The organism is Pontibacterium granulatum, from assembly GCF_029961155.1.
Classification (GTDB): domain Bacteria; phylum Pseudomonadota; class Gammaproteobacteria; order Pseudomonadales; family Balneatricaceae; genus Pontibacterium; species Pontibacterium granulatum.
In genome coordinates this window covers 335963-361352 of the sequence record NZ_JASBRH010000001.1, presented here as the reverse complement: position 1 = coordinate 361352, position 25390 = coordinate 335963, and the positions used below count along the sequence as shown (strand labels likewise).

Genomic DNA, 25390 nt, shown 5'->3' with positions numbered 1-25390 from the left:
GTAGTTGCTCAAAGGAAGCTGTTTATTTATACAGTATTTTTTACTGTATAAGCAATAACCATCTGCGGTGCAAATTTAAATCATATTCATGACAAAAAATTGTGGCTTTTGGTGTTGAAAAGTGTCGGGCGGGCCCCATATACAGCGACAGGCAAGAATAACTCTGTGCACATCGGTGCAGTAATAGTTGGAGATTCCAGATGGCAAACGAAGAAAAAGCCCCTGAAACCGAAGCAACTGAGCAAGCTCAGCAGGCTGAACAGGCCGTTGCGGAAGAGGTAACAGCTGAAGAGCAAGCTGCGCTTGAGACTGATCCTCTGGCGGAGGAGGCCGAGCCAGAGCTGCAGTCTGTAGCCGAGCTCATGAGCCAGCTGGAGGTTGCTCAGGCAGAAGCGGCTGCCTTGAAAGACCAGATGCTGCGTGGCCAGGCGGAAATTCAGAACATCCGTCGCCGTGCGGAACAGGATGTGGAGAAAGCGCACAAGTTCGGTGTGGAGAAATTCGCGACCGAGATGCTGGCGATCGCTGACAACCTGGAGCGCGCAATCGAAGCAGCCGGAGACGATGAGGCCGTTAAGCCGATGCGCGAAGGTGTTGAGATGACGCTGAACATGTTCGTCAGTGGTCTGGCGAAATTCAACGTTGAGCAGGTGAACCCTGAAGGCGAGCCGTTCAACCCAGAGCTGCACCAGGCGATGTCCATGGTGCCGGCGGAAGGCGTAGAGGCCAACACCGTTGTAGCGGTGATGCAGAAAGGCTACACCCTGAACGGTCGTCTGGTTCGTCCGGCGATGGTGATGGTAGCCAAAGGCTGATTTGAACTGAAGAAAAGTTGGTGCAGGGCCTTGAAACTGAGTTTGGCGCACCAATATAGATTGCAAAGCATTTATTAAAGATTTGACCGCTGACCCGTCTTAACGGGCAGAAACTTGGAGTGACATTCGAATGGGTAAAATCATCGGTATCGACCTGGGTACTACCAACTCCTGTGTAGCTATCCTGGATGGTGACAAGAGCAAAGTTATTGAGAACGCTGAAGGCGATCGCACCACCCCGTCTATCATCGCGTACGCAGAAGATGGCGAGACTCTGGTAGGTCAGCCGGCGAAACGTCAGGCGGTAACCAACCCTGATAACACCCTGTTTGCGATCAAGCGTCTGATCGGTCGTCGTTTTAAAGACGATGTTGTACAGAAAGACATCAAGATGGTGCCGTACAAGATCGTAGAAGCCGACAACGGTGACGCATGGGTACAGGTGCGTGATCAAAAACTGGCAGCGCCTCAGGTGTCTGCTGAAATTCTGAAGAAAATGAAGAAGACTGCTGAAGATTACCTGGGTGAGCCGGTAACTGAAGCGGTAATCACAGTACCTGCATACTTCAATGACTCTCAGCGCCAGGCAACTAAAGACGCGGGTAAGATCGCAGGACTGGAAGTTAAGCGTATCATTAACGAGCCTACTGCTGCGGCACTGGCATACGGCATGGACAAGTCTAAAGGTGACAAGACCATCGCGGTATACGATCTGGGTGGTGGTACCTTTGATATCTCCATCATCGAGATTGCTGACGTGGACGGCGAGCACCAGTTTGAAGTACTGGCTACCAACGGCGACACATTTCTGGGTGGTGAAGACTTTGACCTGCGTCTGATCGAGTACTTGGCTGCTGAGTTCAAGAAAGAGTCCGGTATCGATTTGCACAACGACCCGCTGGCTCTGCAGCGTCTGAAAGAAGCGGCTGAAAAAGCGAAGTGTGAGCTGTCGTCTGCACAGCAGACCGACGTGAACCTGCCGTACATCACCGCTGACGCAACCGGTCCTAAGCACCTGAACGTAAAAGTGACCCGTGCGAAACTGGAATCTCTGGTAGAAGAACTGGTAACCCGTTCTATCGAACCATGCCGCATCGCGCTGAAAGACGCTGACCTGTCTGCGTCTGAAATCGACGAAGTGATCCTGGTGGGCGGTCAGACCCGTATGCCAATGGTTCAGAAAGCGGTTGCTGACTTCTTCGGTAAAGAACCACGTAAGGACGTGAACCCTGACGAAGCGGTAGCGATGGGTGCATCCATTCAGGGTGCGGTACTGGCGGGTGACGTGAAAGACGTACTGCTGCTGGACGTGACTCCACTGACTCTGGGTATTGAAACCATGGGTGGCGTGGCGACGTCTCTGATCGAGAAGAACACCACGATCCCAACCAAGAAGTCCCAGATCTTCTCCACGGCTGATGACAACCAAACCGCGGTTACCATCCATGTGGTACAGGGTGAGCGTAAGCAGGCTGCGCAGAACAAATCTCTGGGTCGTTTCGACCTGGCTGACATTCCGCCAGCTCCACGCGGCATGCCTCAGATCGAAGTAACCTTCGACCTGGATGCTAACGGTATCCTGAACGTATCTGCGAAAGACAAGGCAACCGGTAAAGAGCAGTCCATCATCATCAAAGCCTCTTCTGGTCTGAGCGATGACGAGATCGAACAGATGGTACGTGACGCGGAAGCGCACGCGGAAGAAGACAAGAAGTTTGAAGAACTGAGTCAGGCGCGCAACCAGGGCGACGCTATGGTCCACTCTGCGAAGAAGACCATGGAAGAAGCTGGGGACAAAGCGACTGACGAAGAGAAAGCAAACATCGAGAAAGCGACCGCTGAACTTGAAGAAGCCCTGAAAGGCGACGACAAAGATGCGATCGAAGCGAAAACTGCAGCCCTGACTGAAGCGATCTCTGGCGTAGCCCAGAAGATGTACGCTGAAGCGGCTCAGCAGGCTGAAGCAGAGCAGGCAGCAGGCGGCGCTGAAGAAGCGAAGCCAGGCGATGACGCCGTTGATGCTGAGTTCGAAGAGGTTAAAGACGACAAGAAGTAATTCTACGTCTGACTTCTGAATAGGACGTTATCCGGTGTGGAGTTGCCTCCCGCCGGATAACTGCTGTGCAAGGCATCGCGGGATTCGGGGCTAAAACGCTTCGGCCCGCGTTGTTGTATCCGGCAAATGTCGCCGATTAAAGAGATAGCCAGAACCGACTATGTCAAAACAAGACTACTACGAAGTGCTCGGTGTTGACCGAGACGCATCCGACCGCGACATCAAAAAAGCTTTCCGCCGCATGGCGATGAAGTATCACCCGGACCGTAGCCCGGATGATAAGGAAGCGGAAGAGAAGTTCAAGGAAGTAAACGAAGCCTATGAAATTCTCTCCGATGCCCAGAAGAAAGCAGCGTACGACCAGTACGGTCACGCCGGTGTTGATCCCAACATGGGTGGCGGCTTTGGCGGCGGTGGTTTCGAAGGTGGTTTCGGTGACATCTTTGGTGATGTCTTTGGTGATATCTTCGGTGGCGGCGGTGGTGGCCGTCGTAGCTCCGTGCAGCGCGGCGCAGACCTGCGCTACAACATGGACCTCTCTCTGGAAGAGGCGGTACGTGGTGTAGAGCGCATGATCAAAGTTCCAACACTGGTGAACTGTGAAACCTGTCACGGCAGCGGTGCCAAACCAGGTACATCACCAAAAACCTGTGGCACCTGTGGCGGTATGGGCCAGGTACGTATGCAGCAGGGCTTCTTCTCTGTGCAGCAGACCTGTCCGACCTGTCGCGGCGAGGGCCATGTGATCTCCGATCCATGTACTGACTGTCGTGGCCAGGGGCGCATCGAGAAGACCAAGACCCTGTCCGTTAAGATTCCAGCGGGTGTTGATACGGGTGATCGTATCCGTCTGGCGGGTGAAGGTGAAGCGGGTTCCCACGGTGGTCCTGCGGGCGACCTGTACGTTCAGGTGAACGTAACGGCGCACCCGATCTTCGAGCGTGACGGTAAGCACCTGTATTGCGAAGTGCCGATCAGCTTTGTGGACGCAGCTTTGGGTGGTGAATTGGAAGTGCCAACCCTGGATGGTCGCGTTAAACTCAAAGTACCTGCTGAAACCCAGACCGGTAAACTGTTCCGTTTGCGTGGCAAAGGTGTGAAACCGGTACGTGGTGGTTCTGTAGGTGATCTGTTGGTGCGTGCGGTGGTGGAAACCCCGGTCAACCTAAGCAGTCGCCAGAAAGAGCTGTTGCGTGAGTTCCACGACGAGATGGAGCAGGGCAACAGCAAGCATTCACCGAAGAAACACGGTTTCTTTGATTCGGTGAAGAAGTTTTTTGAAGATATGACCTAAATGGTGGGCCGGTTTCCGGCCCGCGCTGTTTCAAGGGCACGACACTGAGGGCTTTATGACCTCCATACCACTCGAACCCAAAGCACTTTGGGCAATGATTCAGGAAGAAGCACGGGTAGAAGCGGAAAACGAACCGTTTCTGGCCAGTTTCTTTCACGCCACCATTATCGGACACCGCAACCTGTCCTCCGCGCTTTCCTACCTGTTGGCGGGTAAACTGGCCGATGAGGTGATGCCTGCGGTCACGCTGCGCGAGCTGATCGAGCAAGCGTTTGAGTCCGATCCACAGATTATCCTCTCCGTGTGTCACGACCTGAGTGCAGTACGCACCCGTGACCCGGCGATCGGTAAACTCTCGACCGTACTGCTCTACCTGAAAGGGTTCCACGCGATCCAGGCACACCGTGTGGCAAACTGGATGTGGAAACAGGGCCGTCACTCCATGGCACTGTATATTCAAAGCCGCGTTAGCTCCGTCCTGCAGGTGGATATTCATCCGGCGGCCCAGATTGGGCGTGGTGTAATGTTTGACCATGCAACCGGCATCGTGGTGGGCGAAACCTGTGTGATCGAAAACGATGTGTCGATCCTGCAGAACGTAACCCTGGGCGGCACGGGTAAAGAATCCGGCGACCGTCACCCTAAAATCCGCGAAGGTGTATTGATTGCTGCCGGTGCGAAAATCTTCGGTAACATCGAAGTGGGTGCTGGCGCTAAGGTCGGTGGCGGTTCCGTTGTGCTGGAAGATGTACCGCCACACACCACCGTTGTGGGCGTACCCGCGAAGATTGTGGGCAGTGCCGGTTGTGAAAAACCTGCGCTGGATATGGACCAGAATATTCCGAACGAATAATGTGTTGCCTGTAACAGGCAGCTAATCAGGATTAAATCGCATGATCAGAATTGCAGTAACCGGTGCCGCCGGGCGTATGGGTAAAACCAACATTGAAGCGATCCAGCAGGCTGAAGGTGTCGAACTGGGTGCCGCGATCGTAGAACCTACCAGCTCCCTGATCGGTGCTGATGCTGGTGAGGTCGCTGGCGTTGGCAAACTGGGCGTTAAGATCGTAGGTGATATCGCTGATGCTGTGGACGACTTCGACGTATTGATCGACTTCACCGCACCGCAGGCAACCCTGCACAACCTGGCGTTCTGTGCCGCCAACAACAAAAAGATTGTGATTGGTACCACCGGCTTGAGCGATGCTGAACGCGATGAGCTGAACAGCTACGGTGACAAGCTGGCAGGTGTTTTTGCCTCCAACATGAGCGTGGGTGTAAACCTGTGCTTCAAGCTGCTGGCGATGGCAGCCAAAGCGCTGGGTGACGACTACGATGTTGAGATCGTCGAAGCACACCACCACCACAAAGTGGATTCCCCATCCGGTACCGCCATCAGCATGGGTGAAGCGGTTGCTGACGCGTTGGGTCGCGATCTGAAAGAGTGCGCGGTTTACGGCCGTGAAGGTCAGGTAGGCGCGCGTCCAAAGAAAGAGATCGGCTTTGCTACCATCCGTGCCGGTGACGTCGTAGGTGATCACACTGTACTGTTTGCCACTGAAGGTGAGCGCGTTGAAATTACCCACAAGGCAAGCTCCCGTATGACCTTTGCAAAAGGTGCTGTACGTGCAGCGCGTTGGGTCAGCGACAAAGATAACGGCATCTACAACATGCAGGATGTGCTTGATCTGCACTGAACCGTCAAGCATCTATCAAGAAGGCCCCAATAGGGGCCTTTTTTGTGCTTCAAGACCAGAAATGAGTCAAACGCTTGTTTATTTCTGGCTGAGGGATTCAAACAGAATAGTATTGATCTGCGCAGGGATTAACTAATAAAAATTATAGAAAATCTTTTAAATCAGCGGAATTATGCTAGCTTAAATCCGCCCCTGTATTTGTCGTGGAAAAAATTAAAACAAAATGAGACCACAGAGCAGTACGATCAATAGCTATCTTTTGAGAAGGATACTCTTATTCTCCGCACTGGGATTTTTGGTTATCTTCGTGATTGCAAGCCAAGCATTCACCAGTAGCATTCGGGAAAACGCTACTCAAGTGGCAGACCGCGTGGCCCGGCAAACATTTAACTCCATGTATGTGGTCATGAGTCAGGGGTGGTCACGTCAGCAGCTGGAACATTTTCTCCATCGAATGGAGGAAGATAATTCAGGCTCAGAACTAAAACTCAGGCTGTATCGCGCGCCAATCGTAGATGCTTTATTTGGCTCCATAGAGCAACCAGAAATGGATAAGGACGTATTGGAGGCGATTAGAACCAGTCAGGTGGCGACTTTTGAAACGGACACCGACAGCCGATTTCTTTATCCTCTGGTAGCCAGAGAGAACTGCCAAGCATGTCATACTAATGCAGATGCTGGTGATAGCCTCGGTGTTATTGAAGTCCGTCAAAATCTCGAACCTGCCGTTTCTCGGGCAAAATCAAACCTTATCTACAGTTTGTTATTAATAGCGCCGCTGCCCTTGTTGCTCGGCTATGTAGCGGTGCGCTCCTTAACTCGTCGCGTGGATGAATCTATCCGTCAGCTGACCGATGGCGTATCTACCGTGGAGTCGATCGCCGACCTGAAAAAGCTGGATTTGGAGCGCTCCAAGTTTGATTTCGAAGAACTGGGGCGTATCTACGACGAGGTCGCCACTCTGGCCACCAAACTACGTGATGTAGCTGTGGATAAAGAGTTGCTGGAGTTTGAGATTCGGCTGCTGGAAAAATTTGTGATCACCTCCGAAGTGGTGCGCGACTGGCGTGAATATGTCAGCGACCTGCTGATGGAAATTAATAAGGTGATCGATGCACACACCATGTTCTCCATCTTCAAGGTGGACGATGAGCTGTTTGACCTGGAGATTTTCTGGTTGCGCCCAGCGACTCAGGAAACGCAGGAGAATATGGAAAAGGCAGTGATCCGCCGACTGAAACAGAGTGACTCCCAGTTGTATGCGGCGGGCCTCAACGTGCGCCATAACGTTGCAAGCAGTGTCGGACCTGAGATCGTATTGGATCAGGACAGTATCGAGCTGCAGTGCAAATCCCTGTTGGTTGATACACCAAAGATTGGCGGTATAGTCGGTATCGGCGTGCAGTCCGAGATAATTCGCGACCAGACTAAATTGTTGGTATTGGAGAGCGTACTCTCCACCCTGCTAAACGTGGTGGGGTCGGTCCGTGCTATCTATAAGTACACCAACGATCTGGAGTACTACGCTACCCGTGATCCGCTGACCAATCTTTACAACCAGCGTATGTTCTGGGAGCTGCTGGAGTACGAGCTGGATCGCTGTGCCCGCCACGACTACAAGGTGGCCGTGCTGATGATCGACCTGGATAACTTCAAGTCGATCAACGACGGCTACGGTCATAGCTGGGGCGACAAGCTGCTGGAAACCTTTGCGGAGTGCCTGCTCGATACCTTCCCGCAGGGCGCTGTTGTGGCTCGATACGGCGGTGACGAGTTTGTCGTGCTGCTGTCTGAAGCCGATCTGGAAGAAGCGGAAAGCGCAGGGCGTCGCCTGCTGGAACGTATCCGCTGCTTCTCCGTTACCCATACCTCCGGTGCTGAACTGAAAGTCACCGCATCGATAGGTATCGGCATCTATCCCGACCATGCCGAGAACAAGAAAGATCTGTTCATGTTTGTGGATAATCTCATGTACCGCGCGAAGCAGGATGGCAAAGACCGTCTCTGTGTACCGGATGAGCACGATCTGGTGAATATCTTCAAAGATATGAGCGAGAAGACGCTGCTGGTGAAACATGCGATCGAACACCGCAAACTGATCCCCGTGTTCCAGCCGATTCAGCGTACCGACAATGGCCGCGTGACTGCGGTCGAAGTACTGAGTCGTATCGAGTTGCCGGACGATAGCCTGATGAAGGCGGCGGAATTTATCGAGATTGCCGAATCGATGGATAAGATCCATGCCCTGGATTACATCGTGATGGACAAGGCCTTTGCTGCCGCCAGAGCCATCAACTACCAGGGTATGTTGTTTATCAATATGTCACCACGGGCGGTGGTGGTGAGTGACTTTATCCACCAGGTGAAACGCCTGACCCAGTTGCATCAGATCAACACCCAGAGTGTGGTGTTTGAGATCACCGAACGCGATACGGTGAAAAGCATCTCGGTGCTGGAGCAGTTTGTGGCCAATCTGAAGGAAGAGGGCTTTAAGCTGGCGATCGATGACTTTGGCTCCGGTTTCTCCTCCTTCCACTATCTCAAGCACCTGCCGATCGATTACGTGAAGATCGAAGGCGAGTTCATCGCCAATATGGCGAGCGACAAGCGGGATATGGCGTTTGTAAACAGCATTGCCAAACTGTCGAAGGAACTGAACCTGGAAACCATTGCCGAGTTTGTGGAAAGTCAGGAGGTGCTGGACCTGGTGGAAGCGGCAAACATTACTTATGCACAGGGCTACTACGTTGGACGCCCAACCCCGGATCTGGCCAGTATCCTGGTGCATTCGGCTGAAATTGAAGAGGTTTAACCCCGGTGGCGGCGCCCGTTATGGATGACGATAGCCGCCACCTCCCTTCTTCTGGCCGCATCGATAGCGGTACTCAATAGTCAGAATAAAGAATCTTTATTTAGAAAGGCCCGCCACGGTTACCTATCCTTATATTGAGCTGTCTTGATTCACTGTTTAGAGGAGAGTGACCATGTCTCTCAAAGGTAGCAGGACGGAGCAGAATCTGAAGGATGCATTTGCGGGCGAATCCCAGGCTAACCGACGTTATCTCTACTTTGCCGCCAAGGCTGACGTAGAGGGGTACAACGACGTGTCTGCGGTGTTCCGCTCAACCGCTGAAGGTGAGACTGGCCATGCCCATGGTCATCTCGATTACTTGGAAGAGGTGGGGGATCCCGCCACCGGTCTGCCAATCGGTCAGACCTCCGACAACCTCAAAGCCGCCATCGCCGGCGAAACCCACGAATACACCGATATGTATCCGGGCATGGCAAAAACCGCCCGTGAAGAGGGTTTTGATGAGATTGCCGATTGGTTTGAAACCCTGGCGAAGGCCGAGCGCAGTCACGCCAACCGTTTCCAGAAAGCACTGGATGCTATGGACTAATCCCTGATACGGGGATCGGAGCAAGGGTGAGTAACGAGCTCCGATCTCCGGCTGCGAGAGCAACGGCATGAGCAAGTCGCCTGACCGTGAGGGCAGCCTGGACGCGCCAACACGCCACCCCCTGGATTGGAAAAACGAATCGTTTTACGACGCCGACGCGCTGAATAAAGAGCTGGAGCGGGTATTTGATATCTGCCACGGCTGTCGGCGCTGTGTGAATTTGTGTGAGTCCTTTCCCACCCTGTTTGATCTGGTGGACGAGTCCGAGACCATGGAGGTGGACGGAGTTGATCCGGCGGATTACATGAAAGTCGCTGATCAGTGTTACCTCTGTGACATGTGTTACATGACCAAATGCCCCTACGTGCCACCCCACGAGTGGAACGTCGACTTTCCCCACCTGATGCTGCGCGCCAAGGCGGTGAAATACCAGCAGCAGGGTGCCAGTTTGCGCGATAAAGTGTTGACCAACACCGATGGCGTTGGACGCTGGGCGACGATCCCGGTGGTCGATGTGACTATCAACACCATGAACGAACAACGCTGGGCACGTAACCTGTTGGAAAAAACCATGGGTGTGCACCATCAGGCCGTGCTTCCCAAGTTTCACTCCAACACCATGCGTAAACGGGTTACAGAGCAGCTTCGCGAATTGCGTGAGGTTAAAGTTCAATCCACTGACCGTACCCGTGGTCAGGTTGCACTGTTCACTACCTGCTACGGAAACAACAACAGTCCGGTGCTGGGTACCCATCTGGTGGACGTGTTCCACCACAATAATATCGCGGTGAAGCTAGTAAACAGCGAGCGCTGTTGTGGTATGCCGAAGATGGAGCTGGGGGATCTGGAAAGTGTTGAGCAGGCCAAAGAGCACAATATCCCGCAACTGGCTGTGCTTGTGGATAAGGGCTACGATCTGACCGCGCTGGTGCCTTCTTGTGTGTTGATGTTCAAGCAGGAGCTTCCGCTGTTGTTCCCGGACGATCCGCAGGTGCAGAAAGTAAAGAACGCGTTCTTTGATCCCTTTGAATACCTCTGGTTACGCCACAAGGCGGGTCTGTTACGTACAGATTTTTCCAACCCGCTTGGCGATATCAGTTATCAGGTAGCCTGTCATTTGCGGGTGCAGAATATCGGTTATAAAGCGCGTGATGTGCTGAGCCTGGTGCCAGCCACCAAGGTTAATGTGCTAGAACGGTGTTCCGGTCACGACGGTACCTACGCGGTGAAAGTGGAAACCCACGATAAGGCTGTGAAAATTGGCCGACCGGTGGCCCGCAAGGTACAGGCTGCCGAGGGCGCAACCCTGAGCAGTGACTGTCCGATGGCGGGGGGGCATATCGCCCAGCTGAGCGAGCGTCCCGAATCTCTGCACCCGATCTCCCTGTTGCACAAAGCGTACGGACTATGAGGAATTCAGATTATGAACAAGCTGACCCGAGATGATCTGCTGTCGTTGGAAGCCTATGCCGACTGCCGCGACAATTTTCGCCGGGAGGTGATGGCCCACAAAACCAACCGTCAGGTGAAGTTGGGGAATCATATCCGCCTGTTGTTTGAAGACCGCCTTACCATGCAATACCAGATCCAGGAGATGCTGCGTGCCGAACGTATCTTCGAGGCTGATGCGATTCAGGAAGAGCTGGACACCTACAACCCTTTGATCCCGGATGGCGGCAACTGGAAAGCTACCATGCTGATTGAATACGACGATGTGGAGCAACGTCGTCAGGCGTTGGCTGAACTGATTGGTGTGGAGCGTAAGGTGTGGGTGCGGGTGAATGGTTACGAACCCGTGTATGCCATCGCTGACGAAGACCTGGAGCGGGATAACGAAGAGAAAACCTCCAGTGTTCACTTCCTGCGTTTTGAGCTGACACCGGAGATGCAGCGTTCGGTATTGAACATCAAAACGGGCGTGAAGATGGGGGTGGATCACCCGCAGTATTCGGTGGAGATGGCTGTGCCGGAGGGAAGTCGGTCGGCCTTGATGCAGGATATTGATGAGTCCTGAGAGCTGACCGTATTTACTGGGTTGAGCGGCATAACACGCAACCCAGTGATACCGTTGCTGCTTATCTCCGCCACTCCAGCGACAGCGATACCGAGTCCGCAAAGCGCAACGCATGCGGTTTATCAATCGTTACACGTGCATACTCGGTCCACGGGTGCTCCGAGCAGATATCCAGCACGTCTGACACCAGTTTCTCCAACAACTTAAAGTGGCCCGATTCCACATGGGAGATCACCTGCTTGGTGATGGTTTTGTAGTTCAGCGCAGCTTCTACGTCGTCGTTTGCCATCGCCTTGTCAGCGGGGTAGTGGATCTCGATATTGATGACAACGTCCTGTTGTTTGGTCATCTCTTCCGGGTTAAACCCGATAAAAGTGCGCAGGCGCAGGTTGGTAATGTTGATGACCGCATTACTGATCGACATAAAAGCTCCTTGGTGTGATCAGGAAGATTTGTCACAGAATACCAGATGCGAATGCTCGGGTATTACTCGGATGTGGTTTTTGCTATCTGCAAACGTGCAGAGCGAGACTCACCTGATCCCAGAATCCAGCTGTCAGCGAATGCAGCACCCCTCTCTACGCAGATAAATTGCTGGTGGATCTCTTCTCCTACATCCGTCATCGCAGCGGCGTTTGCTGCGCCCGGATTCCAGACGATCGCGGTTGGGCAGTTCTCGCCGGTGATGGTCAGATTTGGAGTGCCGGTTATCTGTTGGCGTGTTGGTACGGACTCATACACCCGGTCGACCTCGCCGTGGAAACGGATATCACCTGCCTGATTGACCGATTTCAGCCCCTGCAGGTTATCCAGGTAGTTCAGCCCCGCCAGACCGCTGACACCTGCATCGGCCAGCGTTTCCACCGGATGATAACTGTGCAGGGCCCAGCTAAACTCGGCGTCGCTGTCGGAGTGGTTACTCACTTGCAGTTGTATATCGATCAGGTGGGAAAGACGCAGTGTCAGTTGTGCGCTGAATGCATGCGGGAACAGCTTGAGGTCTTCTTCGCAGGCTGTATAGGCAAATACCAGCTCCGTGGTCTCTGTATCCGGTTCATGGATGGCGATGAGGTGCCAATCCTGATTCCGTACAAAGCCGTGCTTAGGTTTGGAAGGATCCTGGTGGTTTATGCCAAACCAGGGCAGGCAGACCGGGATGCCGCCGCGGATCGCTTTGCCTTCGGCAAAGATGGCATGTGGGCTCAGCCAAAGCAGGTTTGTGCCATCCTTACGGGTGAATTCCAGTAGCTGCGCACCCTGTAACGCGATTATCGCATCGCAGCTCTGGTTGCTGATCTGCAGCAGGGGCAGGCCCGGCTTATCGTAGCAGTCTGCGCTGGAGGTAAGCGAAACGGTTTGGCTTGGGTTGATTATGCCCTGCACGGCTAAGTCCCTGATATGACAAAACGGATAGCAGGGATAGTATGCGATCTCTTTGTCAAAGTGCAGCGTTAGGCGCTGCTATTTTTGCCTTTGTTCAGCGTGTCTTGCAGGCTCTTCAACAGGTCGATGGGCAGCGGGAAAACGATGGTGTTGCTGTGTTCGCCCGCGATTTCAGTCAGGGTATGCAGGTAGCGCAGCTGCATCGCTTGCGGTTGTTCTGACAGAATGCGTGCGGCTTCACGCAGTTTCTCGGAGGCTTCCAGTTCACCGGTGGCGTGGATCACTTTCGCGCGTCGTTCACGTTCGGATTCCGCCTGCTTGGCGATGGCACGGATCATCGATTCGTTCAGGTCCACGTGCTTGATCTCCACGTTACTTACCTTGATGCCCCAATCGTCCGTCTGCTGATCGAGAATGGTTTGTATGTCCTTGTTGAGGGTATCGCGAGAAGCGAGCATCTCGTCCAGTTCATGCTGCCCCAGCACCGAGCGCAGGGTGGTTTGTGCCAACTGGCTGGTGGCTTCGTGGAAGTTTTCCACATTGATAATCGCTTTCTGGGAATCTACCACCCGGTAATACACCACGGCGTTGACCATCACCGAGACGTTATCACGGGAGATTACGTCCTGGGTTGGTACGTCCATCACCACCGTACGGATATCCACCCGCACGATGGTCTGGATCAGCGGGATCACGATGATCAGACCGGGGCCTTTCACCTTATAGAAGCGACCCAGCAGGAAAATTACGCCACGTTCGTATTCACGCAGGATGCGGAAGGTGCTGATCAGCAGTGCGATGACCAGGACAATAATGCTGACGTAGAAGTAGAGAGTGATCATGAAGAATCTCCCGAGGTTGGGCTGTGGGCCTTACGTACTTCCAATAGGAGCCCTTTTACATGTATGACGGTCACCGTTTCCCCAGCGTGGATCGGATAGTCGCTCTGGGCATTCCAGATCTCACCATGCAGCTTCACTTTGCCCAGGTTCTGGAAGTCTTCCATCGCTATGGCCTGTTTGCCGATCAGCATCCCCGATCCGCTGACCACAGCGGCCTTTCTGGCGCGCAGGGCCATTGCCAGTACAAACACACAGAGGGCACCGGTCACGGCGGTAAAAGCGGCGATGACCGGTACCGCGATCTGAAAAGCGGGCAGTTCGGAATCCATCAACATCACCGAACCAATGGCAAATGAGATTGCACCGCCCACACCAAAGATGCCAAAGCTGGGGGACATCGCTTCAGTCACCATCAAACCCACACCCAGGGCGATCAGTGCCAAGCCTGCATAACTGATCGGCAACAACTGGAACGCGTAGAGGGCGACCAGCAGGCTGATGCCACCCAGGATGCCGGGCAAGCCGACACCGGGGTTATAGAACTCCAACAACAGGCCGTAAAGGCCAACCAGCATCAGAATGTATGCCACGTTTGGGTTGGTGATCGTGGCCAGGAATTCGTAGCGCCAGTCTGTTGTGATTTCGGTAAGCTCGCGGTTTGTGGTCTGGAGGATATACGGTTGGTCCCGCACCTTGATTTCGCGACCATCCAGTTGCAAGAGCAGATCGTTGAGGTCGTTGGCGAGCAGATCAATCACTCCTTCCGCAAGGGCCTCAGAGGAGCTGAGGCTGGCGGCATCGCGCACCGCTTTCTCGGCCCAGTCGGCATTACGGCCATGAAGGTCAGCCAAGCCACGGATATAGGCCGCCGCATCGTTCATGATCTTCTTTTGCATGGGATTCTGGGCAGCCGCGCCGGGGCTGTTCTGCGTGTCATCGGGTTGGCTTGGATCTTTGGGTTGTGGCGGCTGCATACCAATCTGTACAGGGGTCGCCGCACCAAGATTGGTCGCCGGCGCCATGGCGGCAATGTGGCTGGCGTAGAGCAGATAGGTGCCTGCGCTGGCGGCACGGGCGCCTTTGGGATGCACAAAGGTTGCGACCGGGACCGGGGAGTCGATGACCGCCTGGATCATGTTGCGCATGGAGCTGTCCAGTCCACCGGGCGTGTCCAGCTGAACAATTAACAGGTGGGCATTATGGTCGCGTGCGTCTTCCAGCGTACGTATCAGCAGGTCGCTACTGGCGGGGCCAATCACACCTGAGATCTTCAGATGCCAGACCTGGGAGGGGCTATCCTGGGCCTGCGAAATGGGCAGGGCCAAGCCTAACAAAAGCAGAAGTGAGTAGATCATCCATGACAGATATTCACGTATCGGCACGGGATTATCCTGCTTGTGGATATACAGGTAGAAACATAAGAAGTATAGCGGGTTGCTGTTCAGGCAGCGGCGTAACCGCAATAAATCCACATCAATGGTGTGTGAGTTCGCCTTTCGCATCCTGCGTTCTTGCTCTAATCTGGCAGGTACGGTGTGCTTTTGTCCGCGTGTTGTTGCCGCATCAGGTGGATGAGCCATAACAGGAATTCGCAGGGGAGCTGAATTGCTATGCCGTCTACGTTGGCTGGTTTCTTACCGCGCGATCACCTGCAGTTGCTGGTGGATCTGTTGCTGACTGAAGGTTATGAGGTGTATGGCCCGCAACTGCAGGAGGAGGCCATCCTCTACCTCCGGCTTGACGATGTGGGGTGCTTACCGCTGGGGATTCATGACCAGCAGTCTCCCGGTTCGTACCGCACACACACTTCGGATTCTTCCCGTTATTTCGATTGGGCCAACGGGCCTGAATCCCTCAAACCTTTCCTTTTTGCCCCGCGTGAGGTGATTTGGCGATCCCGCCGGACGGAGGATGGCAGCATTGAATTTATTCCTCCTGAGCCGGTTCGCCGGAAAACAGCGGTGCTGGGCGTGCGTGCTTGTGATCTGGCCGGCATGCGGTTGCAGGATCAGCATTTTCTGCAAGGTGAGTTTGTTGATCCCTGGTATGCCGCCCGCCGTGAGGGATTGTTTCTTATCTCGGTAAATTGCGCCAAGCCTGCCGACACCTGCTTTTGTGCGTCCACCGGTGATGGACCCTGCGCTACTCACAGTTTCGACCTCAATCTGACCGAACTGGATGACGGCTTTCTGGTGGAGACAGGTTCCAGCGAAGGGAAACGCTTAATCGATCAACTGTACCTGAGAGAGGTGACGGATCAGCAGCTCGCCGTACAGCAACAACAGTATAAAGAGGCGGTAGCGGCGCAGAGTCGGGCGTTGCCCGCAATCCCGCTGAAGGATCTGTTACAAGCCAATCATAATCACCCGCGCTGGGATGATATTGCAGAGCGTTGCCTGGCCTGTGGCAACTGTACCCAGGTGTGTCCAAGCTGTTTCTGTCACAACGAAGGTGATCTGGCCTCGCTGGATGGGAAATCGAGCGAACATGCGCGTGAATGGGACTCCTGTTTTACCTCGGGGCACGGTTATCTGGCGGGATTTCAGGTCCGGCCCGATATCAAAAGCCGTTATCGCCAATGGATGACCCATAAGCTGGATCATTGGCACGAACAATACGGCCGCAGCGGATGCACTGGCTGTGGGCGTTGCACCACCTGGTGTCCGGCGGAGATCGACTTTGTAAAGGAAGCCCGCATCATCAGTGGGGAGGATGAGTTATGAACGGTGTGACCCCGTTGCGTACGGAACCGCTGAGCCCGACTCTGCCGATGGCAGCAGAGGTTGTGGATTACATACAGGAGTCTCCCAGTATCTTCACGTTGCGATTGCGTCTGACCGATGCCGAGCAGCAAAAGGCATATAGCTTTGCCCCCGGCCAGTTCAACATGCTTTACCTGTTTGGCGTCGGGGAGGTGCCGATCTCCATTGTGTCCGATCCACAGGATGAGCGCCTGATTGACCATACGATTCGTGCCGTAGGGCGTGTGACCGAAGGGCTGGCAAAACTGCGACCCGGTGACCAGTTAGGCCTGCGTGGCCCCTTTGGCCGGGGCTGGCCGATGCAGGAGGCGGTGGGCAAAGATGTGATGATCGTAACCGGTGGCTTGGGCTGCGCACCGGTGGTGGCAGTGATCAACTATGTTTTGATGCGGCGCCAGCAGTTTGGCCAGCTCACCATTATCCAGGGGGTGAAACACTCCGACGAGCTGATCTGGCGTGCCCGTTACGATTACTGGCACAGCCTGCCCAATACGCAGGTGCTGATCGCTGCCGACCATGGCGGTACGCTTTGGCCGTATCACCATGGCCGGGTGACCGAGGTGTTTGATCGCGCAAAAGGTGATCCTGCCAACAGTATCAGCATGTTGTGTGGACCGGAGGGGATGCTAAAAGCGGCCAGTGAGAAACTGGTCGCTATGGGAATAGCAGAGCAGCAGATTTACCTGAGCATGGAGCGCAATATGCAGTGTGCCCTGGGGCACTGTGGTCACTGCCAATACGGTGCGGCCTTTGTCTGCAAGGATGGGCCGGTATTTGCCTATCCCGAGGTGAAACAGCATTTGGGCGTACGGGGGATCTGAGATGTCGAACAAGCCACGTATCGCTGTGCATAAGTTCAGTTCCTGTGATGGCTGTCAGTTGGCGTTCCTGAATATGGGTACCGGCCTGCTGGAGCTTTCAGAACAGGTGGAGATTGTGCACTTTGCTGAGGCAGGACCCGTGGCCGAAGACCACCGGGTGGATATCGCCTTTATTGAGGGAAGTATCGTCACTGCCCATGATATCGAACGCGTCAAAAAGATCCGCGCCAGCACCGATTACCTGATTACCATCGGGGCTTGTGCGACTTCCGGTGGCATTCAGGCGCTTAAAAACCTGGCGGCGGACCGGGAGCATTGGCCTGCACAGATCTACGCTCAGCCTCAGTATATCGACAGCCTGCCCGAATCAACGGCTATCGCCGCCCATGTGAAGGTGGATTTTGAGCTTTGGGGCTGTCCAATCAACAGCGCACAGGTGGTAGCGGCTGTAACACAGCTGCTGCACGGTGTTGAGCCCAAGCCCCAGTCCGATAAACTGTGCCTTGAATGCAAGCGGCAGCGTATTGTCTGCACTCTGGTAAGCAAAGGAGAGCCCTGTATGGGGCCGGTGACCCGCGCCGGTTGCGGTGCCCTCTGCCCGAGTTTCGGACGTGATTGCTACGGCTGTTATGGTCCGGCTGAAACCAGCAATGCTCAAGGCTTGGCGCGACGCTTTCAGGGATTGGGTCTGATGCCTGATGACGTGGCGCGGCGGATGCATTTCATCCATCCAGTCGCACCGGACTTTGAGCAGATACCGGTAGTACAGGATAACAGTGCTGGTTACAGCGATGTTGATGGAGGGGATGCATCATGAGCGAACGTAACGTATCGATCAAAGTCCCGATCCTGGCCCGTGTGGAGGGCGAAGGTGCCCTGCATCTGGAGATCAAAGATAACCAGATTGAGAAACTGCAGTTCAGTATCTACGAGCCGCCCCGTTTCTTTGAAAAGTTTCTGGAAGGGCGCAGTTATACTGAAGTGCCGGATATTGTTGCCCGTATCTGCGGCATCTGTCCGGTGGCCTATCAGGTCAGTGCCGTCAACGCGATCGAAACCGCGTTTGCACTGCACGTCGACCCGTGGGTTACAGAGATGCGTCGTTTATTGTATTTCGGTGAGTGGATCGAAAGCCACGCTTTGCATATCCATCTGCTGGCGGCGCCGGATTTCTTTGGTTGTGAGAGCGGCATCGCCCTGGCCAAAGAGTATCCTCATGAAGTCAAGCGAGGCCTTCAGCTCCAAGGATTGGGCAATGAAATCATGCGCTTGATGGGAGGGCGGTCGGTTCACCCGATTGGTGTAAAAGTTGGTGGATTCCACAAAGCACCGGCACTTGAGGATGTGGATAACCTGCTGGCCAAACTTGAGGATACCTTGCCTGACGCTGAAGCGATGGTGGAGTGGATTGCTGCTATCGAGCTTCCCGATAATAGACAGAACTTTATCAATGTGGCGTTAAGCAATAAAACGCCATCCTATGCCATCGAAAACGGGGTGCTGAAGACGTCGAACGGTCTTGCGCTGTCACCTGATCAGTATGACAGTCACTTCAGCGAATCCCATGCATCCCATTCCACGGCACTCTGGAGTCGTCTGGATGGTCAGCCCTATCTGGTGGGGCCGCTGGCACGCCTGAACCTGAATTATGACAAATTGCGAGGTGCCGATGCCCGGCAGTTTGCTCGTTACGCCGGACACTTCCCAAGCCATAACATGTTTGACAGCATGCTCGCACGAGGGCTGGAGATCTGTTTCGCCCTGCGTGAGGCGATCCGTATCCTGAGCCATTACCGTATGCCGCACAAAGCCAGTGTTGAGGTGGTGCCGCAAGCCAGTGAGGGGGCTGGTTGGAGCGAAGCGCCGCGTGGTCTGTTGTGGCACCGTTACCTGCTGGATGAGGAAGGAATTGTGCGAGCCGCCAAGATTGTCCCGCCAACCAGTCAAAACCAGGCACGGATAGAAGAGGATCTTCGGCAGTCATTGCAAGCATTTGGATTACAGCACAGTGACGACGCTTTACGTCTGCATTGTGAAAAAGTGGTGCGCAACTATGATCCCTGTATCTCCTGCGCCACCCATTTTTTAAAGCTCAGTACGGTGCGGCGTTGAGCATGCTGCGGATTATCGGGCTTGGTTCGCCGCAAGGTGATGACCAGTTTGGTTGGCGTGTGATTGAGCTGCTGCGGCAGGAGGGCGTGCCTGATTTGGTCGAGCTTGTGGTGCTGGATCGTCCCGGTACGGCTTTGCTGTCTATGTTGCAGGGCGTTGAAGCGGTACTTGTCGTTGATGCGATGGATATGGGGGCTGCACCTGGACATTTGATTGAGTTGGAGGCATCGCAGCTATTACAGGAATCAACTTTTACCGAGTTGAGCTCCCACGGGTTTGGTGTGATCGACACCCTTAAACTGGCACAGGCTTGTGAGATAGAACTGGCGCCCACCCAGATGCATCTGGTTCAGCTTGGGCATCTGGACTCTTTTGAGCCACTCTCCAATCCTGTTCAGCTGGCCGTCCAAAAACTTGTTAAGCGTATTCGGTTACTGTTCACCCAAGGTTAAGACCTGCTGCGATATAACTGGCAGTGTAAGAGTCCTTCTAAACAGCTTTGAGGTGTCCCATGAAAACGTTGATCGTTTTGGGGCTGTCGTCGCTGATCCTAAGCATGGATGTTGAAGCCAGTCTGAGCAGTAACAGACCGGAGTTTCGGCCCGATCCCCTTATCTCTGCACAAGTCTCTTCCGGGACGATAAATGAGGAAACATACGCGTCCCAGAATCAGCTCGCACGTGTGTATATCGACCTGGGGGTACATGCGCCCATAGGTCGTCATGGGCGGATTGATCTCTATTTTGGAGGTCCATCCCATTACTACGGATACCCGTCCCACTTCCGGCATCGTCACCAGTGGCCCTATTATCGTCACGACAATCATCACTACAAACCTTACTACAGGCATCATTACCGTTCCTATCCGCACCACTGGAAACGGCATCACTATCGCCAGTATGATCATCGGGGACGTCATTACGGACCAGCGCGCAGGCATGGGCATTGGTAGCGCGAAGTTGGTCTCAGTGGGAAGGGGGATACTGTGTATAAGTTGAGTTTTTTTGTGCCGGAAGAGAATCGAGATGCGGTTAAACAGGCACTGTTTGATATAGGTGTGGGCCGGATCGGAAATTACGACAGCTGTTGCTGGCAAACCCTGGGCGCTGGGCAGTTCCGGCCACTAGAGGGCAGTGATCCCCATATCGGCACGCAGGGTGAAGTGGAGATGCTGCCGGAATGGAAGGTGGAGATGGTGTGTGAGGATGACCTTATCCACCAAGCTGTAGCGGCGCTTAAGCAAGCCCACCCCTATGAAGAGGTGGCTTACGATGTGTGGCAACTGGCGGATATCTAAGGCGATAGTCTGCCTTTATTCGGCGCTTGACGCGGCCTTGAGGTGGTCGCGAAATTTCTGGATGTCCCCGGCGTCCAGGGAGACGTGGCGCAGCGGAAACTTGCCGCGTTTGCGATCATCGAAGTAGAAATGCAGGGCGTTACGGATCGTCTGGAACGCCAGCTCATCCCACGGGATCTCATCTTCAGCAAACAGCGCCACTTCAAGCGACTCCGAGCTGATATCAAATTCAGGCTTTGGCATGTAGGCCAGGTAGAACATCTGCACTTGGTTTACATGCAGGATGGAGGTCACGGTATAGAGGCTCTGAATTTCCACCTCAGCTACCGCCTCCTCATAGGTTTCCCGCAGGGCGGCTTCTTCGGTGGACTCACCGTTTTCCATAAAGCCGGCAGGCAGCGTCCAGAAACCCAGGCGGGGTTCGATGGCACGGCGGCAAAGTAGAACCTTATCTTCATACACCGGCAGGCAGCCCGCGATGATACGTGGGTTCTGGTAATGGATGGTACCGCATCTATCGCAGATATGGCGGGGACGGTTATCGCCCTCGGGAATTGCGACGTGGACGCTGTTACCGCAGTGGCTACAGAAATTCATCGGCTATCCTTTCAAACAGATGTTTCCATTTTAAGGTGGGCAGAGACGCAGGGACAAGGTTATTATTATCCTAAAGTGTTTGGCCTATCAGGTATATGCTGCAAGATCTCCGAAACCGACTGAATAATTACACACCGCGACGCCTGCGCACCGATCAGCCCGAAGCCAGTGTGCTGATCGCGCTGACCGATCACCCGACCGAACCGGAAGTGATCCTCACCCGCCGGGCCGCGCATCTGTCCAGTCATAGCGGAGAGGTGGCTTTTCCCGGGGGTAAACACGACCTGACCGATCCCGACTTGCTCTTTACCGCACTGCGTGAGGCGGAAGAGGAGGTGGGGCTGAATCCCGACCACGTGGACGTGATTGGCCCGTTGGGACAGGTGATGTCGAAAAACCGACTGCAGGTCACCCCGTGGGTGGGCATTGTGCCCCACAATGTGCGTCTGCAGGCCAACCCGGACGAGCTGGACGCCATCTTTCGCGTACCGCTCAGTTACCTGATGGATGATAACCGTTGTCGTACGGACGAGATCCGTCTGACCCATGTGACCCACTACGTACCCGCCTGGGAATTTGAGGGTTATGTGATCTGGGGCTTAACCGCCTACATGCTGGCGGAGCTACTCAACGTGGGGTTTGATGCACAGATTCCGATGAAACCGCGGCCCGAACACCGTAAGGCGTAAAGAGGTAATAGCACCGTGAGGTGTGACGGGAAAGAATACCGCAAGGTGTAACAGGAAAGAGCACCGATAGGAGTGAACAATGTTATATGAGCTGGAAGGGCAACAGGTTCGTTTGATTGGCGATGAGCACTTTATCGCTGAAAACGCGACCGTGATAGGGAATGTCGAGTTGCACGACCGCACCAGTGTCTGGTTTAACGTGGTGATTCGTGGCGACAACGATCCGATCATTATCCGCGAAGGGACCAACATCCAGGATGGTTCTGTGCTGCACACCGATCCGGGTTACACACTGGATATCGGTGCCAATGTAACCGTGGGGCACAAGGCGATGTTGCACGGATGTACCGTCGGTGATTGCTCCCTGATCGGCATCGGTGCGGTGGTGCTGAATGGAGCCAAAATCGGGAAAGGCTGCCTCGTGGGCGCCAATGCCCTGGTGCCGGAAGGCATGGAAATACCTGACTATTCGCTGGTGGTGGGCTCCCCGGCCAAGATTAAGCGACTGCTCAATGACGAGCAGCTCAAAGCCCTGGAAGCAAACTCTGAGCATTACGTGGAGAATATGCGCCGCTTCCTCAAAGACTTTAAGCCGCAGGCCGTTTGATGAACGACGTTGTAATGCCGGTGCGCAGCCCGTGTGTGGGTGTTTGCTCGCTGGATGAGAACGATATCTGCATCGCCTGCCACCGCCACGGGATTGAAATTGGTGAGTGGGGTGTGATGACCGATGAACAGAAGCGTGAAGTAATGAGCAAGGTGGCCCGCCGTGAGCGTGGCGAAATCTGCTGAAGCTGAAACAGAGCCTGAGGAGAGAGTCTGATGCAGGTGATGATTGATCTGTGTGTGATTCCACTGGGAGTGGGTGTTTCCGTCTCTGAATATGTGACGGCCTGTCAGTGTGTATTGCAGGACGCCGGGCTGGAGCATCAGATGCACGCCTACGGCACCAATGTGGAAGGCGAGTGGGATGAGGTCTTTGCTGCGGTGAAGCGCTGTCACGAGGTGGTGCACGAGATGGGCGCACCCCGTGTGTCCACATCGATGCGGATCGGTACCCGTACCGATCGAGAACAGAGCATGCAGGACAAGATCGACAGTGTAGAGCAGAAGCTGTCGGAGGCTTAACAACCGTCCTGATAGAGCAATAAAAAGCCCCGTATCTACGGGGCTTTTGTGTATCTTGGTGTTACTAGTCGTCTCTGTCTGCGGGTGCAATACAGCTGATACGGATCGTTTTAATCAGGTTGTCTTTGATCTGCAGGGTTTCCAGCTGGTAGCGACCGATACGCATACAGGCGTTGGCGTCCGGGATCGATTCCAGTGTTTCAGTAAACAAGCCGTTGATGGTTTTTGGACCGTCAGTTGGCAGATCCCAGTCCAGCGATTTGTTCACATCACGGATGTAGGCAGTACCGTCGATAAAGTAGGTACCGTCCTCCTGCGGATGAATGTCCTGGTTATCTTCCTGCTTGTCGTTAGACAGTTCGCCTACAATCTCTTCCAGAATATCTTCGAGTGTCACGACACCTTCGATATCACCGTACTCATCGACAACCAGTCCCATACGGTGGCCCTGCTTCTGGAAGTGCAGCAGCTGGGTTTGCAGTGGAGTGCTTTCCGGGATGAAGTAAGGCTCTGAAATCACCTGCAGGATCGCCGCCTTGGAGATGGTACCCTGGTGGAAAACCTGAGCCAGGTTCCGCATGTGCAGAATGCCTACCACTTTGTTCAGTTCGCCACGATAAACCGGCAGGCGAGTGTGAGGGGTCGCGCTAAGCTGCTGGATGATCTGATCGATCTCTTCGTCCAGATCGATGCCCACCACTTCATTACGCGGCACCATCACGTCGTTAACGGTCACCTCACTCAGCTCCAATACGCCCAGCAGCATGGACTGGTTACGGTGGGGCAACAGTGCTCCCGCTTCGTGTACCAGTGTGCGCAGCTCTTCGGTACTGAGGTTGTGGTTGTTGTCATTATTGATATTGATGCCAAACAGGCGCAGGAAACTGTTGGTAATGCCGTTCACTATCCATACCAGCGGATAGAGTAGCGTCAGGAGCGGTCGCAGCAGGTAAGCTGCCGGGAAAGCGATCTTTTCCGGGTGCAGTGCGGCCAGGGTTTTAGGCGACACTTCTGCGAACACCAGAATGATCAGCGTCAGGGCCACGGTCGCAATAACCACACCTTTATCGCCCCACAGTTGTACACAGACAATGGTGGCAATAGACGAAGCCAGAATATTAACGAAGTTGTTGCCGATCAGAATCACGCCGATCAGTCGGTCGGGGCGCTCCAGCAATCTGCTGGCCCGGCGTGCACCAGGGTGTTTCTTTTTCACCAGATGTTTCAACCGGTAGCGGTTGAGCGACATCATGCCGGTTTCAGAGCTGGAGAAAAATGCGGAGCAGAGAATAAGGAAACAGAGGATGCCTAATAAGAGGCTTATCGATGCGTCTTCCAAGACTGCATAACCCGTGATCTATTGTTGGAGGTCCATTGTCGAGGGGACCTCTGAGGCTGTCAAGTGGCGAAACGGATGGATGTCGGGATTAGGTTGGAGGGAGTTTGAATACAGAGGGAGAGCGGCCGCTTAGAGCAGCCACTCCAGTACCAGCTTGCTGCCAAAAAAGGCCAGGGCAAGCAGGATAAATCCACCGATGGTCCAGCGGGTTGCCGTGTGACTGCGCCAGCCAAAGAACATTCGGCCGCAGATCAGTGTAGCGTAAAGCACCCAGGCGATCAGCGAGAGCACGGTTTTATGCAGCAGGTGCTGAGCAAACAGGTCGTCCACAAACAGGAAGCCGGAAAGCAACGCGGCAGTCAGCAGGATCTCACCGGACCAGATCATCTCAAACAGGAGGCGATCCATCGTCTGTAACGGAGGCAACGATGCGACCAAACCACGGGTGTGGTGGTGCTTCAGCGCAGAGTGCTGGCGCGATACCAGTACGGCCTGGAGTACAGCCAGAGTCAGAATGCTGTAAGCGAGGACTGACAGCAGGATGTGTGTGATCAGCCCGCCGTCATAATCACGGGCGATACTCTCTTCCGGAATGACGCCTGCAATCAGCGTGGCCAGCAGCGCGATTGGGAATACGCCGATAAAGAGATTATCGATCGTCTGGCGGATACTGCTCAGTAAGACAATCGCCACGACCAGCCAGGACACCAGGCTACCCATCGCAAAGAAGCCGAGGTGGATACCTTGCGGTTGGTGCAGTAGCGTATAGACGGCAACCGTATGACATGCGAAACCGGCCCAGCCCAGCAACTGATTGATCTTGCGGGGTTGTTGGCGTTCGCCCTGGAGAATCTGCCACTGAAGAAAGGTCGCTACGGCATAAAAAGCAGCGGCAAGTAGCGTGGGAAGTATCAGCATCCTTTTCCTCCTGTCCGCGGACAGGTCACAACACTAAAACAGGTACCGGATTGCGGTCGCAGTCGGCTAAGCTCGCTAGTGTGTCACAATTGCGGGATGGATGAAATATCGTGGGTGTGGCATGGACCTATTGCTACTGTATAATGTGTGGCAATTGCAAATTTCTCCGAGTCCCGCCTCTATATTTATCAACGCTTATCCGGATGTTAACCCTACCGACCGTTG

The 25390-nt window shown here is 54.3% G+C and carries 26 protein-coding genes; 19 read left to right on the top strand and 7 right to left on the bottom strand.

Annotation, left to right across the window (positions count from 1 at the left end; translation table 11 throughout):
- Window positions 1-200 precede the first annotated feature (200 nt).
- From grpE to QKW35_RS01705, 9 genes are all read left to right on the top strand, one after another.
- Entirely contained in the window at window positions 201-815 is a 615-nt protein-coding gene (gene grpE / locus QKW35_RS01745; RefSeq protein WP_282350376.1) for a nucleotide exchange factor GrpE, read from the top strand.
- 130 nt (window positions 816-945) lie between these two features.
- Window positions 946-2871 (top strand): molecular chaperone DnaK, encoded by a 1926-nt coding sequence (gene dnaK / locus QKW35_RS01740; RefSeq protein ID WP_282350375.1) that lies wholly within the window; start codon window positions 946-948, stop codon window positions 2869-2871.
- Window positions 2872-3031: 160 nt separating this feature from the next.
- Entirely contained in the window at window positions 3032-4165 is a 1134-nt protein-coding gene (gene dnaJ / locus QKW35_RS01735; RefSeq protein ID WP_282350374.1) for a molecular chaperone DnaJ, read from the top strand.
- A 55-nt stretch (window positions 4166-4220) separates the two neighbouring features.
- Window positions 4221-5018: a serine O-acetyltransferase gene (gene cysE / locus QKW35_RS01730; RefSeq protein ID WP_282350373.1), complete on the top strand. Its 798-nt coding sequence runs from the start codon at window positions 4221-4223 to the stop codon at window positions 5016-5018.
- A gap of 40 nt (window positions 5019-5058) precedes the next feature.
- Complete coding sequence (gene dapB, locus QKW35_RS01725) at window positions 5059-5862, top strand: 4-hydroxy-tetrahydrodipicolinate reductase (protein ID WP_282350372.1); 804 nt, start codon at window positions 5059-5061, stop codon at window positions 5860-5862.
- Between the two features lie 805 nt (window positions 5863-6667).
- Window positions 6668-8674 carry a putative bifunctional diguanylate cyclase/phosphodiesterase gene (locus QKW35_RS01720; RefSeq protein ID WP_282350371.1) on the top strand — a complete coding sequence of 669 codons (2007 nt, stop codon included), beginning with the start codon at window positions 6668-6670 and terminating at the stop codon, window positions 8672-8674.
- Between the two features lie 172 nt (window positions 8675-8846).
- Window positions 8847-9263 carry a rubrerythrin family protein gene (locus tag QKW35_RS01715; protein ID WP_282350370.1) on the top strand — a complete coding sequence of 139 codons (417 nt, stop codon included), beginning with the start codon at window positions 8847-8849 and terminating at the stop codon, window positions 9261-9263.
- Window positions 9264-9330: 67 nt separating this feature from the next.
- Window positions 9331-10674, top strand: coding sequence for a heterodisulfide reductase-related iron-sulfur binding cluster (locus tag QKW35_RS01710; protein ID WP_282350369.1), 1344 nt, complete (start codon window positions 9331-9333; stop codon window positions 10672-10674).
- A gap of 12 nt (window positions 10675-10686) precedes the next feature.
- Complete coding sequence (locus tag QKW35_RS01705; RefSeq protein ID WP_282350367.1) at window positions 10687-11277, top strand: DUF3501 family protein; 591 nt, start codon at window positions 10687-10689, stop codon at window positions 11275-11277.
- 61 nt (window positions 11278-11338) lie between these two features.
- Here the strand turns inward: QKW35_RS01705 and folX are convergent, their stop codons facing one another.
- From folX to QKW35_RS01685, 4 genes are all read right to left on the bottom strand, one after another.
- Window positions 11339-11701, bottom strand: coding sequence for a dihydroneopterin triphosphate 2'-epimerase (gene folX / locus QKW35_RS01700; protein WP_282350366.1), 363 nt, complete (start codon window positions 11699-11701; stop codon window positions 11339-11341).
- Between the two features lie 62 nt (window positions 11702-11763).
- Window positions 11764-12660 (bottom strand): D-hexose-6-phosphate mutarotase, encoded by an 897-nt coding sequence (locus tag QKW35_RS01695; protein ID WP_282350364.1) that lies wholly within the window; start codon window positions 12658-12660, stop codon window positions 11764-11766.
- Between the two features lie 68 nt (window positions 12661-12728).
- On the bottom strand, window positions 12729-13502 hold the full coding sequence (locus QKW35_RS01690; RefSeq protein WP_282350363.1) for a slipin family protein: 774 nt from the start codon (window positions 13500-13502) through the stop codon (window positions 12729-12731).
- Entirely contained in the window at window positions 13499-14884 is a 1386-nt protein-coding gene (locus QKW35_RS01685; protein WP_282350362.1) for an NfeD family protein, read from the bottom strand. The genes QKW35_RS01690 and QKW35_RS01685 overlap by 4 nt, the downstream gene beginning before the upstream one ends.
- 228 nt (window positions 14885-15112) lie before the next feature.
- Here QKW35_RS01685 and QKW35_RS01680 point away from each other — a divergent pair, with 228 nt between their 5' ends.
- From QKW35_RS01680 to QKW35_RS01655, 6 genes are all read left to right on the top strand, one after another.
- Window positions 15113-16225, top strand: a complete 1113-nt coding sequence (locus QKW35_RS01680) for a 4Fe-4S dicluster domain-containing protein (protein ID WP_282350361.1) — start codon at window positions 15113-15115, stop codon at window positions 16223-16225.
- Entirely contained in the window at window positions 16222-17085 is an 864-nt protein-coding gene (locus QKW35_RS01675) for an FAD/NAD(P)-binding protein (protein WP_282350360.1), read from the top strand. The genes QKW35_RS01680 and QKW35_RS01675 overlap by 4 nt, the downstream gene beginning before the upstream one ends.
- Window position 17086: 1 nt before the next feature.
- The gene (locus QKW35_RS01670) at window positions 17087-17902 is read left to right on the top strand and encodes an NADH-quinone oxidoreductase subunit B family protein (protein ID WP_282350359.1); all 816 of its coding nucleotides are present in this window, start codon (window positions 17087-17089) and stop codon (window positions 17900-17902) included.
- Entirely contained in the window at window positions 17899-19197 is a 1299-nt protein-coding gene (locus tag QKW35_RS01665; RefSeq protein WP_282350358.1) for a Ni/Fe hydrogenase subunit alpha, read from the top strand. The genes QKW35_RS01670 and QKW35_RS01665 overlap by 4 nt, the downstream gene beginning before the upstream one ends.
- A gap of 2 nt (window positions 19198-19199) precedes the next feature.
- Window positions 19200-19649, top strand: a complete 450-nt coding sequence (locus QKW35_RS01660) for a hydrogenase maturation protease (protein ID WP_282350357.1) — start codon at window positions 19200-19202, stop codon at window positions 19647-19649.
- A 533-nt stretch (window positions 19650-20182) separates the two neighbouring features.
- Entirely contained in the window at window positions 20183-20494 is a 312-nt protein-coding gene (locus tag QKW35_RS01655) for a YqfO family protein (protein ID WP_282350355.1), read from the top strand.
- A gap of 15 nt (window positions 20495-20509) precedes the next feature.
- Here QKW35_RS01655 and QKW35_RS01650 read toward each other — a convergent pair whose 3' ends face one another.
- Window positions 20510-21091 carry an NUDIX hydrolase gene (locus QKW35_RS01650; RefSeq protein ID WP_282350354.1) on the bottom strand — a complete coding sequence of 194 codons (582 nt, stop codon included), beginning with the start codon at window positions 21089-21091 and terminating at the stop codon, window positions 20510-20512.
- A gap of 95 nt (window positions 21092-21186) precedes the next feature.
- Between QKW35_RS01650 and QKW35_RS01645 the strand changes: the two genes are divergently transcribed.
- The 4 genes from QKW35_RS01645 (at window position 21187) to QKW35_RS01630 (ending at window position 22908) form a co-directional block, all read left to right on the top strand.
- Window positions 21187-21780: a CoA pyrophosphatase gene (locus tag QKW35_RS01645; protein ID WP_282350353.1), complete on the top strand. Its 594-nt coding sequence runs from the start codon at window positions 21187-21189 to the stop codon at window positions 21778-21780.
- Window positions 21781-21859: 79 nt separating this feature from the next.
- Entirely contained in the window at window positions 21860-22387 is a 528-nt protein-coding gene (locus tag QKW35_RS01640) for a gamma carbonic anhydrase family protein (RefSeq protein ID WP_282350352.1), read from the top strand.
- Complete coding sequence (locus tag QKW35_RS01635) at window positions 22387-22572, top strand: DUF1289 domain-containing protein (RefSeq protein ID WP_282350351.1); 186 nt, start codon at window positions 22387-22389, stop codon at window positions 22570-22572. The genes QKW35_RS01640 and QKW35_RS01635 overlap by 1 nt, the downstream gene beginning before the upstream one ends.
- A gap of 30 nt (window positions 22573-22602) precedes the next feature.
- Window positions 22603-22908, top strand: a complete 306-nt coding sequence (locus QKW35_RS01630; protein WP_282350350.1) for an MTH1187 family thiamine-binding protein — start codon at window positions 22603-22605, stop codon at window positions 22906-22908.
- A 64-nt stretch (window positions 22909-22972) separates the two neighbouring features.
- On the opposite strand, the gene QKW35_RS01625 is transcribed toward QKW35_RS01630, so the two are convergent.
- Window positions 22973-24247 carry an HlyC/CorC family transporter gene (locus QKW35_RS01625; protein WP_282350349.1) on the bottom strand — a complete coding sequence of 425 codons (1275 nt, stop codon included), beginning with the start codon at window positions 24245-24247 and terminating at the stop codon, window positions 22973-22975.
- A gap of 129 nt (window positions 24248-24376) precedes the next feature.
- Window positions 24377-25165 carry a cytochrome C assembly family protein gene (locus QKW35_RS01620; RefSeq protein ID WP_282350348.1) on the bottom strand — a complete coding sequence of 263 codons (789 nt, stop codon included), beginning with the start codon at window positions 25163-25165 and terminating at the stop codon, window positions 24377-24379.
- Between the last annotated feature and the right edge of the window lie 225 nt (window positions 25166-25390).

Excerpts from the sequence above, each read along its gene's own strand:
- grpE (WP_282350376.1), top strand. The coding sequence starts at position 201 with ATGGCAAACGAAGAAAAAGCCCCTGAAACCGAAGCAACTGAGCAAGCT.
- dnaK (WP_282350375.1), top strand. The coding sequence starts at position 946 with ATGGGTAAAATCATCGGTATCGACCTGGGTACTACCAACTCCTGTGTA.
- dnaJ (WP_282350374.1), top strand. The coding sequence starts at position 3,032 with ATGTCAAAACAAGACTACTACGAAGTGCTCGGTGTTGACCGAGACGCA.
- cysE (WP_282350373.1), top strand. The coding sequence starts at position 4,221 with ATGACCTCCATACCACTCGAACCCAAAGCACTTTGGGCAATGATTCAG.
- dapB (WP_282350372.1), top strand. The coding sequence starts at position 5,059 with ATGATCAGAATTGCAGTAACCGGTGCCGCCGGGCGTATGGGTAAAACC.
- QKW35_RS01715 (WP_282350370.1), top strand. The coding sequence starts at position 8,847 with ATGTCTCTCAAAGGTAGCAGGACGGAGCAGAATCTGAAGGATGCATTT.
- QKW35_RS01710 (WP_282350369.1), top strand. The coding sequence starts at position 9,331 with ATGAGCAAGTCGCCTGACCGTGAGGGCAGCCTGGACGCGCCAACACGC.
- QKW35_RS01705 (WP_282350367.1), top strand. The coding sequence starts at position 10,687 with ATGAACAAGCTGACCCGAGATGATCTGCTGTCGTTGGAAGCCTATGCC.
- folX (WP_282350366.1), bottom strand. The coding sequence starts at position 11,701 with ATGTCGATCAGTAATGCGGTCATCAACATTACCAACCTGCGCCTGCGC.
- QKW35_RS01690 (WP_282350363.1), bottom strand. The coding sequence starts at position 13,502 with ATGATCACTCTCTACTTCTACGTCAGCATTATTGTCCTGGTCATCGCA.
- QKW35_RS01680 (WP_282350361.1), top strand. The coding sequence starts at position 15,113 with ATGCCGTCTACGTTGGCTGGTTTCTTACCGCGCGATCACCTGCAGTTG.
- QKW35_RS01675 (WP_282350360.1), top strand. The coding sequence starts at position 16,222 with ATGAACGGTGTGACCCCGTTGCGTACGGAACCGCTGAGCCCGACTCTG.
- QKW35_RS01670 (WP_282350359.1), top strand. The coding sequence starts at position 17,087 with ATGTCGAACAAGCCACGTATCGCTGTGCATAAGTTCAGTTCCTGTGAT.
- QKW35_RS01665 (WP_282350358.1), top strand. The coding sequence starts at position 17,899 with ATGAGCGAACGTAACGTATCGATCAAAGTCCCGATCCTGGCCCGTGTG.
- QKW35_RS01660 (WP_282350357.1), top strand. The coding sequence starts at position 19,200 with ATGCTGCGGATTATCGGGCTTGGTTCGCCGCAAGGTGATGACCAGTTT.
- QKW35_RS01650 (WP_282350354.1), bottom strand. The coding sequence starts at position 21,091 with ATGAATTTCTGTAGCCACTGCGGTAACAGCGTCCACGTCGCAATTCCC.
- QKW35_RS01645 (WP_282350353.1), top strand. The coding sequence starts at position 21,187 with ATGCTGCAAGATCTCCGAAACCGACTGAATAATTACACACCGCGACGC.
- QKW35_RS01640 (WP_282350352.1), top strand. The coding sequence starts at position 21,860 with ATGTTATATGAGCTGGAAGGGCAACAGGTTCGTTTGATTGGCGATGAG.
- QKW35_RS01635 (WP_282350351.1), top strand. The coding sequence starts at position 22,387 with ATGAACGACGTTGTAATGCCGGTGCGCAGCCCGTGTGTGGGTGTTTGC.
- QKW35_RS01630 (WP_282350350.1), top strand. The coding sequence starts at position 22,603 with ATGCAGGTGATGATTGATCTGTGTGTGATTCCACTGGGAGTGGGTGTT.
- QKW35_RS01620 (WP_282350348.1), bottom strand. The coding sequence starts at position 25,165 with ATGCTGATACTTCCCACGCTACTTGCCGCTGCTTTTTATGCCGTAGCG.